The following is a 17,826-nucleotide window of genomic DNA, read 5'->3' as shown; positions in this document are numbered from 1 at the left end:
ACATATCAATAATTGAAAATCTTACAGATAACTGCCTCTTATAAACCGGCCTACATTTACGGGGGTCCAATTTTCAGTGTAGCAAAGCTATGCGAGGAACTAGTGAGAGTCGTCGATGTCGAAGATATACAGGTATTCACGACAAGTGCCAATGGACACCATGAATTGGAATTAAAAACAGGTCCAGTCAATTTAATCGATGGTGTATCAGTTAGCTATTTTAAACGCTGGACGAAAGATCACAGTCATTTTTCTCCTGGGCTTTTGCTACGATTGAGGAGAGAGATACATTCTACGCCAATCAATAATACTATTGTCCATATCCACGGTTGGTGGAATCTTGTGTCCGTACTGAGCTGCTTAATCGCGAGATGGTATAAAGTGCCTGTTGTGCTCTCTCCACGAGGTATGCTTACCTCATACACCTTCGATAACAGGAATTCATTTTCGAAAAAATTAATTCAAAAGTTTCTCGGTGAAAATTTACTGAAATATTGCCACATCCATGCGACCAGCGAAAAAGAAAAAGAGGATATTTTAAAAATCGTGACCCCAAAAAGTCTAACTATAATTCCAAACCTAGTGAGCTTATTAAGCAAAGATTCTAATAAGAATCGTTTGAAATTATCGACTAGTTCAGACAAACCTGAGACACTATTGAAACTGATTTTTCTTTCGAGAATTGAGGAGAAAAAAGGGTTAGAATTATTGTTTGAAGCCTTGTCAGACATCGAGATAAAATATAAACTTACAATCGCAGGATCAGGAACAAGCCAATACATTGAAAGCCTAAAGGAAAAAGCTAAGATTCTTCAAATTGAACAGCACATAAACTGGATAGGACAAGTGAATAATGATGATAAATTTAGTCTACTTGCTCAACACGACTTAATGGCGCTTATCTCCTATAATGAAAATTTTGCAAATACAGTAATAGAAAGTTTAAGTGTAGGCACTCCTGTTCTACTTAGTCGGGAGGTAGGGTTAGCATCCTATGTGGAGAAAAATAGCTTAGGCTGGATCTGTGATCTTGATCATGGAAACATTAAACATGCCCTTTTGACGGCAAAATTTGAAGCCAAAAAAAGAGTCAAAATTCGGCAAACCGCTGCCGAAATCATTCGCAAGGATTTCGATGATGAAAGTCTGATAAAAAAATATTTAAATCTTTATAATGATGTTAATCAAATCCAAACATGCTCTTCAACAGTTAAATGAATAAGAATTTCAGTTTCATTATTTTGACCTATAATGAAGAAGTCCACCTGCCAAGACTACTTAATTCCATTAAGGGTTTAAAGGCGGAAACATTCATTCTTGATAGTGGAAGTACTGATAATACCATCTCCGTTGCGGAGAGTTTTGGCGCAACTGTCAGACAACATCAGTTTGAAAATCATCCTAAGCAATGGCACTATGCCCTGAAAACCTTCAAAATCACAACGCCATGGACGATTGGCTTAGATGCTGACCAAATTGTCAGCCAGGAATTATTTGACAAACTGCGGTATTTTGAGGATGGAAAATATGAATCTATTAATGCAATATATTTCAATAGAAAAAACTATTTTCAAGGACGTTGGATTAGATTTGGTGGATATTTCCCAATGTACTTGCTCAAAATGTTTCGCACTGGTTCCGGTTATTCAGATTTAAATGAAAACATGGACCACCGTTTCATTACTGCTGGAAAATCCATTGTTTGGAAAGATGGTTATCTAATTGAAGAAAACTTGAAGGAAAACAATATTGACTTCTGGATTGAGAAACATGAGAGATACAGCGATTTGGTAGCGATAGAGGAAATTGAACGCTCAAAACATTTAAGAGTGCAAACAATAAAACCCGATATTTTTGGTAATCCAGACGAGAAAAAAGCTTTTCTAAAAAAGATATGGCGGAAACTGCCTCTAGGCTTACGCCCTCATTTATACTTTAGTTACCGAATTTTATTTAAACTAGGTATATTAGATGGATTGAAAGGAATTAGATTTCATTATTTACAAGGATTTTGGTTCCGAAGGCTGGTGGACAGGAAAATCAAAGCAATTAGAAAAAAAACTTGAAATAGGATATAATCATTATGAACGAAGCAGACGCTAAAAAACAGGCTAACATTCAGGCTCTCAAGTTTATTGTCAGTTTACTGATTCTTTATCTAATTTTTAGCCAAGGGAACCTTTTTATGAATAGCGTAATGAGTCCAGGCAGTCGATTTTATAATGGCTATATTGCTGATAATCTTAACTACATTCAAGCGCTTAAAACGGCCCTTATAAAACCTTCGGTATGGTTGATCAAACTATCTGGTTTTTATGCAATTCATAATCAACAAGATGTGATGGTCATTTCCGGCCCATTGCTCCGGATAAACTATTCTTGCTTAGGTCTGGGGGTAATGAGCTTTCTTGCCGCTTTCGTGTTGTCATTCCCTGCAAATTGGAAAGAAACTTTGAAAATGTTGGTTGTTGGGGTAGTTGTGATTTATGTTCTGAACATTTGCCGAATATCAGGCCTAGGTATTCTGTTTGGCACATTTAGTTCAAGTCGTTCTTACTTTGATTACCATCATGAAATTTTTAACATAATTGTTTACATAATTATATTCATCATGCTCTATATTTGGATTCAGAAGAATACTAAATTTTCGGCTAAATAAACAATATCTCCCCCGCATTTTCACAGCAATTAACTAGATATCGATTGTTAAAAACCCAATTACGAAAAGACTTTAATACTGGCAGCTTCAAGGTTGGTGCGAGCTTATTTAAGCAAATCTTGTGGTACCTTACTCGTTTAATCTTTTTTAAAAGCGAATTGGTTCCCTCAAGTGCCTTGTTAGTATTCTTGCTTCGCATATTTGGTTCAAAAATCGGAAAAGAGGTGAGGATAAAGCCTGGTGTTCATATTAAATATCCTTGGAAACTAGAGATTGATGATTACTGCTGGATTGCTGACTGTTATATCGAGAATTTGGAAACCGTTAAGCTTGGTAGAAATTGCTGTATTTCGCAGCAAGCGATGCTTATGACTGGAAGTCATGATTACAAAAAGACGTCTTTCGACTTGATCACTGCACCGATCATTCTTAAAGAGGGAGTCTGGATTGGCGCAGGAGCGAAAGTAGCTCCAGGAGTTGTGTGCGAAAGTCATAGCGTTTTAACAATGTCCAGCTTAGCAAGCCATGACTTGGAATCGCACGGAATCTACCAAGGCAATCCTGCTGTCAAAATAAGGGAAAGGCATATCTCCTAGGTTCGAGAAGGTTTGCAATGGATATATCGACTAATTCATTGACAAATATCATTAAATTAACACGCATCGTAGCATTAAAACCACAATAAATTTGATTTTTAATTCTTTTAACTGATATTTGAGTTTCCTTCTACCTCTAAATTTTTTTCGGCTGATAATGAATTTTATATTCAAAAGAAATAGGTATTCGATATCCTCAAATCTCATATTCGGGACTTTCGTTCTAGGAATTGCGAATCTTTTTTTAGATGACCCTGGTAGCTTGATAGACTTTGCTATTATGGCAGGAATTCTTGTATTAAGATATCTTGCTTATGTGCTGATAAAAAGACGATTCCAGTTGAGTTCTTATCTTTTAATCATCTTGGCTTTTCGAAGCATTTATCGCCTGTTGTACATTACTGATAATACCAGTATAAATTCTATTGCAAAAATTAATATCGTGATTCAAGCAATTTTTTCTTTTGCCGCGTTCTTTATTTTAATTGTCGGACCAAAACTACTCAAGCGATATTCCGATAGAAAAATTGAAAAATTAAATATGCATTCTGCAGCAAAATAGTTTTATTACTATAATAACGCGGTGAGATTTCCCAACAGACTAATCCAGAACATTATACTACCCCTGTGATCCATACTTTAAGTTTGCGACTTATAAGGATTTCAGCGAAGTCCTGAAGTTTTAGGATATATTTCACTATCAAACCTCCCTTTCTATCCCACCCTTCTTATTCTTAATGGAAAAAGTCTTTCCAATTTTGTCTAGAATGACATAGTACCCTTATTCAATTTATCAGCCTTTTATTGATGTTCGTAAACCATGGTTCTACATCAATATTTTACACAATGCTGAAGACAGATATTCAGGCCTCTTTCATCTGTCCCAAGCCTTCTTTTTCCGAAAGCGAAAGACCGGAGATTTTAATTGCTAGATCGTCTATCAACCTTTCCTTACATCATTCGCCATGGGTAGGGAAATAAAAAATTTAGAGCCTGTATTTAAAATACTTTCAAATCCGATTTTACCGCCCATACGCTCTATAAACTCCTTACATAACACTAAGCCCAGTCCAACTCCCTTTTCATTATTTGTACCGTAAGTGGGTGCTGCTTTGATCGAAAAAATAGATTCCTGATCGCCGGGTGCGATCCCTCTCCCATTATCGATTATTGAAATCTCACAATCATCGTTGACGATATGAGCATTAATACGGATCATACCACCGTTTGCAGTAAATTTTATCGAATTGTTGGTCAGGTTGCGCATAACGATTTGCAGCATATTTACATCGGCCAAGACCATTAAATGAAAAGGGATAGAATTAATAAGTGTAATGTCTTTATTTTGTGCATAGTCACGTGCCATTTCTATGGTACTTTCAAGCACTTGCAGCACATTTACTTTCTCAAGCTGCACAACAGACCCGCCCATCTGAGATTTGGACCAGTTCAACAAATTGGAAAGCATAGTGATGGTATGGCTGGTGGCATTTTCCAAAGATTTCTCAATCGCACGTTTCTCTTCAGCTCCCAGTCTGTTTTTATTTAACAGACTAAGGTAATTTTGAATATTGACTAAAGGTGCCCTCAAATCATGGGATATAATGGACATCAAATTGTCTTTCTCCAAACTGCGCTGTTCCAGCTCGTCTTTCTGCCGCAAAATCTGCGCTTTGCTATTTTCTATTGCAATTGTCTTTTGCTGGGCGTCCATGCGTTCAAAATCATAACTGCGTCTGATAAACCTGACAACGATATAAATAACGAACACTGGCAATGGAAAAGCAGTCATTCGGTCAATAAATTCACCCTCAACCGTAGTAAAGGGATATTTTATAAATTCAGGATAATAGTATCCAACGGTATGCAAAGCAAAAAACCACAACAGATAAATAACCAGCCACTTCAGGTGCTGCTGATAAGGCGAAATAACCAGCAAAACCAGCAAATATGCTGGCCAGATGATGTCGGTGGATCCATTAGTACCAGCAATTGCAAAATAATTAATTCCAAAAACTAACAATCCCGTAAGTCCGAAAAGTGTACTATTGTGTGGTTTATTTTGGAATCGGGAATAATAATACTGATAAACGAAGAATAGGCATATCAATACCGCAGAAACAGACCCGACATATAGGCCTGCAATCAAGTTGTAGGGCGCATAAATCATCGATGCGGCAATCAGGCCGATACTAACGGAATGAAATACCCTCCTTTCCAAAGAAAACTGGGCTGGGCTGCCAACGAGTGCTAACCAAAAGCTGGCTTTTCCATTTTTTGCTCGAGAAAAAAGAAAATTAAAATTAATAAGTTTCGCCATGGTATAGTTTCAAAGACTGAGTAGCTCTAGTTCCATGTTTAGATAGGAGAAGAAACGTATTTTCTTCTCCTATTTTATTACGCGTATGCTGAATGCTATCCAAAAGGTGTTAAGCTGAATAAAAGCTGAAATTAATTATTTAACTGTTATTTGGAACAATAATTTATAACAAATCTATTTCTATTGGATGATATCAATCTTTCCTAATTTATCCATTATCCAAAATTTACTGATTATCAAACTATTAATGGAAGATGAAATTTAAACTGGATTATAAAAGAAATATTTGAAAATAAATTGCCAAAGAAAGATGAAAAGCCCTAAGAAACTTAGTGAAAGGCTTTATAAAATATAGCAGCAGCCTTTTCCCTCTAGCATTAATATAAAAATAAAATTTATTAATTTTGATAAAGGATATTTTAAATAAGTCAAATTAGCATAAATGAAGGGAATGTTGAAGAGGGCGGATTCGGCCCCTACCCGATTTCCTACCGGGCGATTATTCCAAAAGAACAACAGGCTGCGAACCTTTTAGTTCCATTGTGCCTTTCTGCAAGCCACATCGCTTATGGCTCGATACGTATGGAGCCTGTATTTATGGTACTTGGCCAATCTGCAGCAGTGGAAGCAATCAATAATAAACTGGCAGTGCAGCGCGTGGAGGTAAGCAAAGTTCAGTCTGCGTTGAAAGCCAATCCGCTATTAGATGATAGTCCGCTGGAAATCATTGTAGATAATGATGATACGCACCAGGTTACTAAAACGGGTGCATGGCAGAGCCAGACATACGGCGGATATGGTCCTGATTACTATATTTCACCTGCAACTGGCGAGCCCTCAAGTATTCGTTATCAGCCTAACATCATTAAAAAAGGGAGCTATCAGCTATTCATTTACTACCCGAAGCAGAAAAAGGCTTCCACACAAACTACCGTTAAAGTATTTGATGGATTAAAAGAAAAACAGGTAGTCATTGAAGATGCAAAAATCAATATTGTTGGCCAGACCTCGGGTGAATGGGTGTCACTTGGCCACTATGAATTAAGTGCTGGAAAGGTTGCCTTTGTTGAGCTCAATAATAAAGGTGCAGATGCAATCATAACTGCTGATGCGATTCTATTCGTGCCTGATAAAAAGTAGAATTCAGACAACTCCATGGTTACATCTGCTTATGAAAAACAATCAATGGCCTGATATAATCAGGCCATTGATACCCTATAGGGTATAATTAATCCTTCAATACATCAATTTGTACCCTTAAGGGTATAATCTAATTGAGAAATCCAGACGTTCATGATACCTCAACAGACAAAAAAATGAACATTGCATTTTCTAATAGCCAAACATGGTTATTGATATAAATAACTTTCGGGTTTAGAAATATCGACATCTTAACGGCATTCTATTGATACCTAGACTGCAGGCTATGCTTTTGATGGAATCGCCTGTCGGTGAAGGCGTAATAATTGTTTTGTCTGACTAATTGATTCCGGTTTTCCAGCCATTTCACACTCCTTTAGGTAAAAGATTATTTACCTAAGTAAGCCAAAAATTGAAGAAGGGGGTCAACATGGTCCATTCTTAGATCTTTAATACACAAGGGTGGGTTCAGCATCCGCTTTCTTCGTCACTTTTGGTGAAGAATACGAAATCTGGCTTCTAAGAATATTTTCAAGACAATGAATGTCATTTATGAGTTAGAAATCTAATCACATTGTTTTCATCAAAAGTGATAGAAAACCAAATTTGACGAAATATCCACTAAGTGCGCACACTCAGACGATGTTCTAAAATCCAGTTTACTGAAATTGCCCTATACATTCTTTAGTCTTGCCAATCGATCCGCCCACATATTTTTATAATCGGACTTATGGGAATCGCTAAGAAAAGATTTCTCTATTATTAGGTTAACTGATGGAGTTGCAGAGCTGAATCTTTTTATAACTCTAATCACTACATTTTCTCTAATACCAAGTGAGGCTGATAGCTTTTCAAAATCTTTAAGACTAATTTTCTTCTTTCTCCCATTCAGTAAAAGGGCTGTGTCTTCCTGATCCTTGGGATTTATTAATTTTGCGTTTATAAGATCATAGGCCGGTGACAAACTAATCTTGTTATCATTACCCGAATGAAGAAGGGAAAAGTTTTTCATATGCATATCATTATTACCACTTAAGAATGAAAATACCAAGAGCTCAAAATAGTTTATAACCTCTAGCTGCGCGTTGGTTGCATAAGTGGCTATCAGTTTACCACACCGTTCATATGAGCTGTCATATTTTTGTTCTGTTTGGAAACCACCTACCTGGCAAAGGTCCTCAACATGAACTTTCTTGCCATTAACCCGATCAAATCTTTTGGCAAGGTAAGCCATCTCTCCGCTGGTGGTTGGAATAAGCGCATGATCGCAAGTATTGATCTTAAAATGCTGAGCAAGATGCATGGTCAAGTCCTCAACTTCGGGCATAGCAGGCCGCTCTGGGCTTTGGGGCTTAAGAATATAATTACCCCATAGTCCAACAATGGTTAACCGGTTTTTATTCTTGATGGTTTCCAAATTTACAGAGAGTTTAGGTTGAACACCCGTAATAGCAATTCGGTTATGAACAGTTTCCCTTGCAAGTTCGGATAGAATTTCTTCATCTAAATCAAGTTCAGGAAGCTGGACTGTACCAAAGAATCTTTTACAGCATCTGGTATGGTAGCTTAAATCTGAGTTGGTCGGCTCATAGCAAAAATAACACTTACTCATAATCTTCCTCCTCTGATGGAAATACCGTTACCGCTCCAATAGTATCCCTGCATAGTGCATTGAGCAGCTCAAAGCGATCACTTCCTTTAATATGCCATTCCTCTCTTGCAAATTTAAGTAGCCAACCCTCTGGAATCAGGCCATCGAAAAATGAAAATAGGATTCTGCTTTGATAGGGATATGGTGATAAGGGAAGGCTTAGACTTATAGGCCTAGCGCTTTCATTGCTTAGGTATTTTGAGTCATAAGTAAACCTATAACCATTATCATATTTCTCCAGATATCCCGCAAGATTATTCCCAAATAATACTTTTGACCTAATCGACATGTCTGTTCTCGATATTTGTTACACCAACCTGTTTACCAAACAATTCAAGTACTTGATTTATCTTATCTAGCCTAAGCGTCTCTTTTCCCTGTTCTAATTCCCGAAGAAAACGAAGTCCCACGCCAGCTTTGAATGCCAATTCCTCCTGTGAGAGTTTAACCAGCTTGCGTTGAGTTTTTACAAATGTTGATAATGGATTACTCATATTATACCCTTATGGGTATAAATATACAATAAATTAAATTTAATATACCTTATAGGGTATAAAATATTTATTCACAACGCAAATTTTAGCTAATTGGGTAGTATATTGTTTTATACTTATTAAAGATGTGCTCTAGGGTGTAATAGATTGGAGGATTTAATATAACTCTTCATGATAAATCAGCAAACAAATAAAAAAACATATAATGGCTATGAAAAAGATTTGATCATAGAGATTTAGTTTAAAATGCGGCTATCGCATTGCTATTCTGAAATATTAGAGGCTTAATAATAATTAGTATTCATCAAGCTGCTCTTAAAATTCAATTCGCGATCGCGAATATTCCTATTGCCGGAAGTTTTAAAAATATCCTTGACTTGGAGAGCAATCAGGATCGCCGGCTACTTTGCATGGATACACTGAACACTACGTTTAAATCCTTCAAATAAATAGCTATTGATGGCACAGAAGTGTAATTAAAAAATCTTCAAGAAGACTTTGAGAGATATCGCGCTCATTAACGTATAACTTCTTATAGACTATCTTTCAGATCGAAACCCGAGAACTGAGCATAGTACCTAAAATCAAACATCTGAAATATCACCTTTAAAATATTTTGTGTAAAATTTTCGGCTAGAGGCTAATTTAAAAAGCCAACACTAAAAGTTTTATAGCCAATTGTTTTACTTATTGAATTTCAAATACTTACAAATGTTAAGTTAATCGAATGTCGTCAAAATATGTAATATTTATAATACAAAAATTTTAATAAAAATGGTGAGGTCATAGTTTAATACTCAGACCTTATCACAAATTTATTAAACGTGCTTCTCAGCTAATTATTATGTAACTATCTTTATTTTCTATCATTGTGAATTGACTATAGAGTTGAAACATATCACTGGTAGCACGGAAAAAGTTATTTGGCCGAAAAAATTAATTTTTATGTTGGGCTATTCTTCAATTCAGCGAATAGCATTGAAGAAATATAATTGAGGTTGATGATTAAGGGGATAAGATTAAGAGTTTTTACGTTAACTTTAATGATGTCATGTTTGCTGGTAGCGGGCGTTTCATCTGCAGTCGGATTTAATTCTTCCTTTGGCGAGGCTAGAAAGCTCAAAACAAGTGATTTTCCTGAAAAATTTTCTCTGCTAAATCTCGACACCTACATCAATTTCAAAAGGTTGTTTCTAAACGCTCCAGCAGCAGCACCAATCTATTCTAAACATTACATCGCACCGGCTCCATGGCAATATTGGAGTAAAGCTAATCAGATTGTTGTTACCACTGAAAGTACTGGTCCAGTTCGCGGCACAATCACAAAAAGTGACGGAACCTTTTTGTTTAGCTTTACCTGCAGCGCAGGCACTCCTTTTGTACAAAGATTTAGTGGGCTTCCAAAAGACCTTCCAATACACAACCTTAATACCGTAATTAATGCTGCGGGTCTTGTTGTTACTGCAGACGCATCAATCTCCGTAAATCTTCGAAATATAGCCTCAGATGAACTTGGGGGCGATGGTAACGATACCAATATTAAAGGTAATGCTTCTCTATTTAGTTTTGGAGATGCTGGCATAGGCACCTCTTTTAGGGTCGGTTATTATCGCAGCGGAGATTTGGCGGGAACCGAAAGGCCAATCTATAGTATTATGGCGATTGGGGACAATACCACAATAAAAATTGGCGGGGCGGTTGTTGCCACATTGAATGCAGGACAAAGTTATCTGTTTCAAAGACCGATTGGAACCTTGGTGGAATCTTCCGGTCCATCTGTGATGAATACTTCCGCGAGACTCGATGCACCTGGAGGCTGTGGTGATGGCGCATATAATCCAATTCCCCCGGTAAGCTCACTTGGCTCGGAATATGTTATCGTTAGAGGGGAAGGAAACTTAATTGCAGAGCAAACGACGATTGTCGCTACCGAACCCAATACTAAGGTTCATATAGAGTTTTTTGATGAAAATGGTATTCAGCGAAGCCTGCAAGATATTATTATTCCAACCGCCGGCGATTTCCAAACTTTCAATCATGGCTGGATAAATGGGGCATACAATTCCTCAAACAATACAGGTAGATTTTCTTCTTCCAGGATAGTGGCCGACAAAAATATCCTTGTGTTTTCAGGTACCGGTGGGGTCTCCTCAGGTGGTGGCTGCGAAGTAGATATAGCAACTCTTGTTCCAATCGCACAGTGTGCTGGCTCTCGAAAGGTAGAGACCTTCAAGTTCACCTCTTACCGGGATGTTTCTTATAACACTAATCTCCCTTATTTCGGATATATTCTGACCAAAAGTGAAGACAAAATATTCCTAACGACCCAGGGCGGGACAGTAAATTATAATGGTGCTGATATCGAACAGATTGCTGGGGTAGGTACACGAAAACCGCTTGGTTCGAGTGGGCTATTTTTGGTTAAATTTACAGATATAAGCATAGGAAAGCCTAATATCCTCTCCATATATAGTTCTAGCAGATTGACTATTTCCATGGTACAGCAAAGCAGCGATTTCTCAATGTCAAATTTCATTTCCAGATTTCCCGATAAGGCGCTGCAACCTACCGTAAAACAAACGGATTGCTCTAGCGCGAAACTAACTGCCGATCCATCCAATCCTGGACCCTACATATGGTATTTTAATGGAAACGAAATCAAGGACGCACATGAAAATACCTACACTGCTACAAAATCAGGGAATTATACGGTGAGTTCTAATCTGGAATGCGGAACAAGCGCGCAATCTCTGCCACTAATCATTTCTCTATGTAACATAGATAGGGGGATTGAAAAAACAGTAGATATAGCTCTTCCAGAAATAGACCAGGTTATTACCTTTTCTTTAAAAGCCAAAAACCTGGGTACTAGCGAAGCAATAGGCGTATCTGTTAGTGATTTACTTCCATCTGATTATGGCTTCGTTTCCAGTAGCGCTCAGGTCGGAAGCTATAATGCGCAAACAGGGGTTTGGTCAATTGGATCAATGGCCGCTGGGAGTGAATCAACACTTTTAATTAAAGCTAAAGTGCTGACTGAAGGTACACACACGAATACTGCGAAAATAACTGGCCAGCAGTTTGACAGTAATCCTGATAATGACATTAGCTCGGCATCCACTTCGACAGTTCCTGGAGAAATTGAACTAATTTCTATAGGCCCACCAGACCGGACTATATGCATCAATGCTCCAATGGATGATATTGTTTACAGAATTGGCGGTGGGGCATCCGGAGCAGTAGTAACCGGACTGCCAGAAGGCATCTCATATAGTTATGATTCAGACAGTAAAACAGTGACAATTAAAGGGGTACCGACCGCTACAACAACCACTTCGGGTTTAGCGTATACCATTACTACAACTGGGGGTATTCGGGTATCCAAGCATGGGGTAATTGTCGTAAAGGGCTTGGTTGAGATGCCAATATTTTCCCCTGGTTTAACACTTTCCAGATGTTCTGGATTAGGTGATGATACCTATACAGCAACCGCAAAGAATAGTGAAACAATCACTTATAGTTTAAGTCCGGGTACAGCAGGCTCTGTAGAAAGATCAACTGGAACGGTAACCTGGGCTGGAGACTTCGCAGGCAATGCGATTATAACTGCAACTGCATCGGGATGTAATGAAATTTCTGCTTCTGTTACTGTAACTGTTAATAGTAGACCAGCAGCTTTACCAGGTTTAACATTGGCATTATGTCAAAATCAAGTTGCCACTCCCATTGCAAAACTCTATAATGAATCAGGACTGATATGGTATGATAATAAGGGCGCTGTAGTATCAGAAAATTATATCCCGAAAACTTTAGAAGCTGGGCAAATTGATTTTTATGTGTCCCGCAAGAATTCGAATGATTGTGAAAGTGAAAAAGCTAAAGTTACGATAGAAATTATCGCCCTTCCAGCAGCGCCTGAAATTAAGAATTTAAACTACTGTCAGGGGCAGCAAAACATCCAGCCCTTAACCGCAAAAGGAGTCGTTAATGCGATTTTCACCTGGTATGATGCTTCAGGCAACCAGTTAGATAATGCGCCAATGCCGTCCACAAGCAAGGCAGGGGAACAAGTGTATTTTGTCAGCCAGAAATTCTCCCCAGATGGATGCGAAAGTGATAAGGCCAAAATTACAATAGAAATTATTGCCCTTCCAGCAGCGCCTATCGTTAAGAACCTTAGCTACTGCCAGGGGCAGCAAAACATCCAGCCCTTAACCGCAAAAGGAGTCGTTAATGCGATTTTCAGCTGGTATGACGCTTCAGGCAACCAGTTAGATAATCCGCCAACGCCGTCAACAAGCCAGGCAGGGGAACAGGTATATTTTGTTAGCCAGAAATCCTCCCCAGATGGATGTGAGAGTGAAAAGGCCAAAATTACAATAGAAATTATTGCCCTTCCAGCAGCGCCTATCGTTAAGAACCTTAGCTACTGTCAGGCGCAACAGAACATTCAGCCCTTAACTGCAAAAGGAGTCGTTAATGCGCTTTTCACTTGGTATGATGCTTCAGGCAACCAGTTAGATAATGCGCCAATGCCGTCCACAAGCAAGGCAGGGGAACAAGTGTATTTTGTCAGTCAGAAATCCTCCCCAGATGGATGTGAAAGTGAAAAAGCCAAAATTACAATAGAAATTATTGCTCTTCCAGCTGCGCCTATCGTTAAGAACCTTAGCTACTGCCAGGGGCAGCAAAACATCCAGCCCTTAACCGCAAAAGGAGTCGTTAATGCGATTTTCAGCTGGTATGATGCTTCGGGCAACCGGTTAGATAATCCGCCAACGCCGTCAACAAGCCAGGCAGGGGAACAGGTATATTTTGTCAGCCAGAAATCCTCCCTAAATGGATGTGAAAGTGAAAAAGCTAAAATTACAATAGAAATTATTGATCTTCCAGCAGCGCCTATCGTTAAGAACCTTAGCTACTGCCAGGGGCAGCAAAACATCCAGCCCTTAACCGCAAAAGGAGTCGTTAATGCGATTTTCAGCTGGTATGATCCTTCGGGCAACCAGTTAGATAATCCGCCAACGCCGTCCACAAGCCAGGCAGGGGAACAAGTATATTTTGTTAGCCAGAAATCCTCCCCAGATGGATGTGAGAGTGAAAAGGCTAAAATTACAATAGAAATTATTGCCCTTCCAGCAGCGCCTATCGTTAAGAACCTTAGCTACTGTCAGGGACAGCAAAATATCCAGCCCTTAACTGCAAAAGGAGTCGTTAATGCGCTTTTCACCTGGTATGATGCTTCGGGCAACCGTTTAGATAATGCGCCAACACCGTCAACAACCCAGGCAGGGGAACAAATATATTTTGTTAGCCAGAAATCCTCAACAGATGGATGTGAAAGTGAAAAAGCTAAAATTACAATAGAAATTATTGCTCTTCCAGCAGCGCCTATCGTTAAGAACCTTAGCTACTGTCAGGGGCAACAAAACATTCAGCCCTTAACTGCAAAAGGAGTCGTTAATGCGATTTTCATCTGGTATGACGCTTCAGGCAACCAGTTAGATAATGCGCCAACACCGTCAACAAGCCAGGCAGGGGAACAAGCGTATTTTGTCAGCCAGAAATCCTCCCCAGATGGATGCGAAAGTGAAAAGGCTAAAGTTACAGTAGAAATTACTGCCCTTCCAGTAGCGCCTATTGTTAAGAACCTTAGTTACTGTCAGGGGCAGCAAAACATCCAGCCCTTGACTGCAAAAGGAGTCGTTAATGCGATTTTCATCTGGTATGACGCTTCAGGCAACCAGTTAGATAATGCGCCAACACCGTCAACAACCCAGGCAGGGGAACAAGCGTATTTTGTCAGCCAGAAATCCTCCCCAGATGGATGCGAAAGTGAAAAGGCTAAAGTTACAGTAGAAATTATTGCTCTTCCAGCAGCGCCTATCGTTAAGAACCTTAGCTACTGTCAAAATGAGAAAAATGTTGAGCCTTTAAGTTCAGAAAGTGCTAATGGTTCGATGTTAGCATGGTACGACGCTTCAGGTAATCGGTTGGATGCTGCGCCAACGCCCTCAACTGCTATAGCGGGCATTATTATATACTATGTTTCTTCAACATCTGCTTCTGGTTGTGAAGGTATTAAAACCCAGGTGAGGATAAATATAAATCCATTGCCTGAACCGCCTGTTGTTAAAAATATCAAATATTGCCAATATGAAATAGCGCAGGCGCTTACTGCAACAGGAGCAAATTTGAAGTGGTACGATGAATTCGGAAATTTCCTGCCAAAACCTCCGACTCCTTCTACATCTTCGACTGGCAGTAAAAATTATTTTGTTACACAAACAGCTTCGTCGGGCTGCGAGAGCGCTAGGTCTAAAATTGTTGTAACAATACTTGCAAAACCTGAAAAGCCGATAATTACCGTGTCAGGTCCTACGGAAGTCTGTGAGGGCAGCTCGATAATGCTTTCAGCGAGCTCCGCTACTTCTTATCAGTGGTTCAACAATGGGAATGCATTAGCTGGTGAAAATAGACAAACGCTACGCGTCAACAAGACAGGTAAATACAGTGTCCAAACGATGAACCTTTCAGACTGTTCGAGCGAATCCTCAGACTTTATCTCTATTAACGTAGTCTCAAATTCCTACAAACCCTCGATTACCGCTCAAGGTAAATTGGAATTATGCGAGGGTGAGGCGGTATTACTGAAGTCATCAAGTGTAGTAGATAATCTATGGTACAAAGATGGAGAAGCTATTGCAGGAGCAACCGGGCAAACTTATCTAGCAAAAGTTGCTGGCCAGTATTCAGTTGCAACCAAAAGCAATGCAAGCTGTGTAATTCCCGTTTCTGATCAAGTCAGGGTAATAGTAAATCCAATCTTGCCAGCCCCCGTTATCAATAGTGAAGCAAACCTGGTTATATGTAAAGGCGGTAGCATAACCTTAACATCCTCTGCTTCTGAAAATAACCAATGGTTTAAGGATGGAATAATGATTTCGGGTGCAAATAGTTCAACTTTAATAGCGAGCTCATCGGGCAAGTATACAGTCAGAAATAAAAACGCCTCAGGCTGCGAAGGTCCTAGTTCAAACGCGATAAATGTAGTGGAGCAAGCATTCGCAATAACTTTGGATGCCAACACAAAATCAATCCCCTATGGATCAAAAGTGTTAGTCAATGTGAATTCAAATTTAAAATATAAAATTTTAAGCTGGTCGCCATCAAATTTATTTGAGAATGCTAGTGCGACTACTCAGACATTCATTATGCAAAAGGATTTGAAAATTGTTGTAAATGCAATTTCGGAAAATGGATGTTTAGCATCTGCCACATTAGATCTTCGAGCAGATACCAAAAAGGATTTATTCATACCTAATACCTTTACACCGAACGGCGATGGTAAAAATGATGTCTTTAAGGTTTTTGGAACGGGAATAGAAATGGTAGAATTACTTATATACTCTCAATGGGGCGAGCTAATTTATAAAGGCAGGCAACAGGATCCAGTATGGGACGGAACATTTAGAGGGGTTATGCAACCAGTGGGTGTTTACGTATATAAATGCGTGATTCGGTTTAAAGATGGTGAGGAGATGACTAAGAATGGTGCAATTAATTTGCTTAGGTAGTATGAGGGCATTTTCAATTTTGTTATGCATAATGGGTATTTGCTGCGCTAAACTTTTAGCCCAAGTAGATCCCCACTTTTCACAGTATTATGCATATCCATTATGGATGAATCCAGCATTAACCGGAGCGACTGACATAGATTATAAAGCTACTTTGATTCATCGAAACCAAAATTTTGGCAACGCAAACACATTTAGCACTTCAGGCTTATCTGCAGAAGTTTCCACCAACCAAAATATTAATATTGGTTTTAATATTCTCAATCAACGGGCAACAAGTGGAGGATATGGATATTTAAATGGTGCCCTGTCGCTTGCTTACACAGGTGTCAAATTAGGGTTCAATGAGGATTACCACATTACCTTTGGTTTAAATGTTGGATTTTTAAATCGGCGTTTCGACTCCTCAACATTTCAGCTTGGCGACCAATACCAGGAAGGAACTGGTTTTAGCCCGTTTTTGCCGAGCGCAGACAATTTTAACAATAAGGCATCCACGGCTTTGGATGCCGGTGCCGGTATCGCTTTTTTCGATACCAATCCTCTAAAAATGGTCAATTTATATGCCGCCTTTTCTATTAATCATCTCACCCAGCCAGTTGACCCATTTGTGGATTCGGAAGGGAAAATGAAACTACCAATGAGATATTTATTCAACCTTGGCGCTAGCATAAAGCTTGAAAATAATATATCTGTAATACCTCATCTCTTGTATGCGAGGCAAGGGAATGCACAAGAAAGAATGGCGGGGCTTTATGTATCTATTCCTTATGGAGAGAGCGCTGCGCTTCTGGCAGGAGCAAATCTGCGAGTAAAAGATGCCGTTGTCCCTTATGCGGGCGTTACGTTAGATAACTTCACCCTGGGGTTAAGCTATGATATAAATCCTGCTCTGGCAAACAATGGAATTCGAAGCAACACATTTGAAATTTCTCTAACTTTCTTTAAAAGACGGTCAGCCAATTATCGCGGTATTAGATGCCCAGTTTTTTAACTTGAATTTGCTGTACTAATATCAATTATGATAATTAGGGTATTAGATGAGAAAATATATCTTTAGTTTACTGCCCTTCCCCTTGTATCCGTCCTGCAAGTCTGCAGAGGAATACTATATTATCAAAGGTTTCCAGCAAATCAGGTTGCGGCAACAATGCTAAGTGGAGAAATAACTACAATAAGCGCAATATTAAATTATGCTGTCTTGTGCAATGCAGTATCAGCGCTCACAGAGGCAATCAGGCCACCTCGAGCCTAAACCTAAATTTGATCATTGGATAAGATAGCTCAGTACTACACCACACCAATTATATCCACGTTATTAATTAATTGATATCAAATCCCCTAACCACCGATAGTGTAGAAATATTTCTAATGGATATCATTAAATAC

General features: G+C 38.9%; 11 protein-coding genes. 7 read left to right on the top strand and 4 right to left on the bottom strand.

Features of this window, described 5'->3' with window-relative positions; all coding sequences use genetic code 11:
* Nucleotides 1-12: 12 nt before the first annotated feature.
* The 4 genes from QWY86_RS05875 to QWY86_RS05860 are packed head-to-tail and all read left to right on the top strand — an operon-like array spanning nt 13 to nt 3,255.
* The gene (locus tag QWY86_RS05875; protein ID WP_290239738.1) at nt 13-1,218 is read left to right on the top strand and encodes an XrtY-associated glycosyltransferase XYAG1; all 1,206 of its coding nucleotides are present in this window, start codon (nt 13-15) and stop codon (nt 1,216-1,218) included.
* Entirely contained in the window at nt 1,215-2,066 is an 852-nt protein-coding gene (locus QWY86_RS05870; RefSeq protein WP_290239736.1) for a glycosyltransferase family 2 protein, read from the top strand. The genes QWY86_RS05875 and QWY86_RS05870 overlap by 4 nt, the downstream gene beginning before the upstream one ends.
* A gap of 17 nt (nt 2,067-2,083) precedes the next feature.
* Nucleotides 2,084-2,659: an exosortase Y gene (gene xrtY, locus QWY86_RS05865; protein ID WP_290239734.1), complete on the top strand. Its 576-nt coding sequence runs from the start codon at nt 2,084-2,086 to the stop codon at nt 2,657-2,659.
* Between the two features lie 44 nt (nt 2,660-2,703).
* Nucleotides 2,704-3,255, top strand: a complete 552-nt coding sequence (locus QWY86_RS05860) for a WcaF family extracellular polysaccharide biosynthesis acetyltransferase (protein ID WP_290239732.1) — start codon at nt 2,704-2,706, stop codon at nt 3,253-3,255.
* A gap of 940 nt (nt 3,256-4,195) precedes the next feature.
* Here QWY86_RS05860 and QWY86_RS05855 read toward each other — a convergent pair.
* Nucleotides 4,196-5,575: a sensor histidine kinase gene (locus tag QWY86_RS05855; RefSeq protein WP_290239729.1), complete on the bottom strand. Its 1,380-nt coding sequence runs from the start codon at nt 5,573-5,575 to the stop codon at nt 4,196-4,198.
* Between the two features lie 423 nt (nt 5,576-5,998).
* Between QWY86_RS05855 and QWY86_RS05850 the strand changes: the two genes are divergently transcribed.
* Nucleotides 5,999-6,715, top strand: coding sequence for a golvesin C-terminal-like domain-containing protein (locus tag QWY86_RS05850; protein WP_353958904.1), 717 nt, complete (start codon nt 5,999-6,001; stop codon nt 6,713-6,715).
* A gap of 673 nt (nt 6,716-7,388) precedes the next feature.
* Here QWY86_RS05850 and QWY86_RS05845 read toward each other — a convergent pair.
* Genes QWY86_RS05845 through QWY86_RS05835 form a run of 3 tightly spaced genes read right to left on the bottom strand, consistent with a single transcriptional unit; the run spans nt 7,389 to nt 8,860 of the window.
* Entirely contained in the window at nt 7,389-8,327 is a 939-nt protein-coding gene (locus QWY86_RS05845) for a HipA domain-containing protein (RefSeq protein WP_290239727.1), read from the bottom strand.
* Complete coding sequence (locus tag QWY86_RS05840; RefSeq protein WP_290239725.1) at nt 8,320-8,655, bottom strand: HipA N-terminal domain-containing protein; 336 nt, start codon at nt 8,653-8,655, stop codon at nt 8,320-8,322. The genes QWY86_RS05845 and QWY86_RS05840 overlap by 8 nt, the downstream gene beginning before the upstream one ends.
* On the bottom strand, nt 8,645-8,860 hold the full coding sequence (locus tag QWY86_RS05835; RefSeq protein ID WP_290239722.1) for a helix-turn-helix domain-containing protein: 216 nt from the start codon (nt 8,858-8,860) through the stop codon (nt 8,645-8,647). The genes QWY86_RS05840 and QWY86_RS05835 overlap by 11 nt, the downstream gene beginning before the upstream one ends.
* Nucleotides 8,861-9,861: 1,001 nt before the next feature.
* On the opposite strand from QWY86_RS05835, the gene QWY86_RS05830 reads away from it, so the two are divergent.
* Nucleotides 9,862-16,437, top strand: coding sequence for an Ig-like domain-containing protein (locus QWY86_RS05830; protein ID WP_290239720.1), 6,576 nt, complete (start codon nt 9,862-9,864; stop codon nt 16,435-16,437).
* Complete coding sequence (locus tag QWY86_RS05825; RefSeq protein ID WP_353958900.1) at nt 16,412-17,431, top strand: PorP/SprF family type IX secretion system membrane protein; 1,020 nt, start codon at nt 16,412-16,414, stop codon at nt 17,429-17,431. The genes QWY86_RS05830 and QWY86_RS05825 overlap by 26 nt, the downstream gene beginning before the upstream one ends.
* Nucleotides 17,432-17,826 lie beyond the last annotated feature (395 nt).

The sequence above is a fragment of the Pedobacter aquatilis genome (assembly GCF_030409415.1).
GTDB lineage: Bacteria > Bacteroidota > Bacteroidia > Sphingobacteriales > Sphingobacteriaceae > Pedobacter > Pedobacter aquatilis.
The sequence above is the reverse complement of the archived record's forward strand: the minus strand, read 5'-3'. Positions and strand labels throughout refer to the sequence as shown.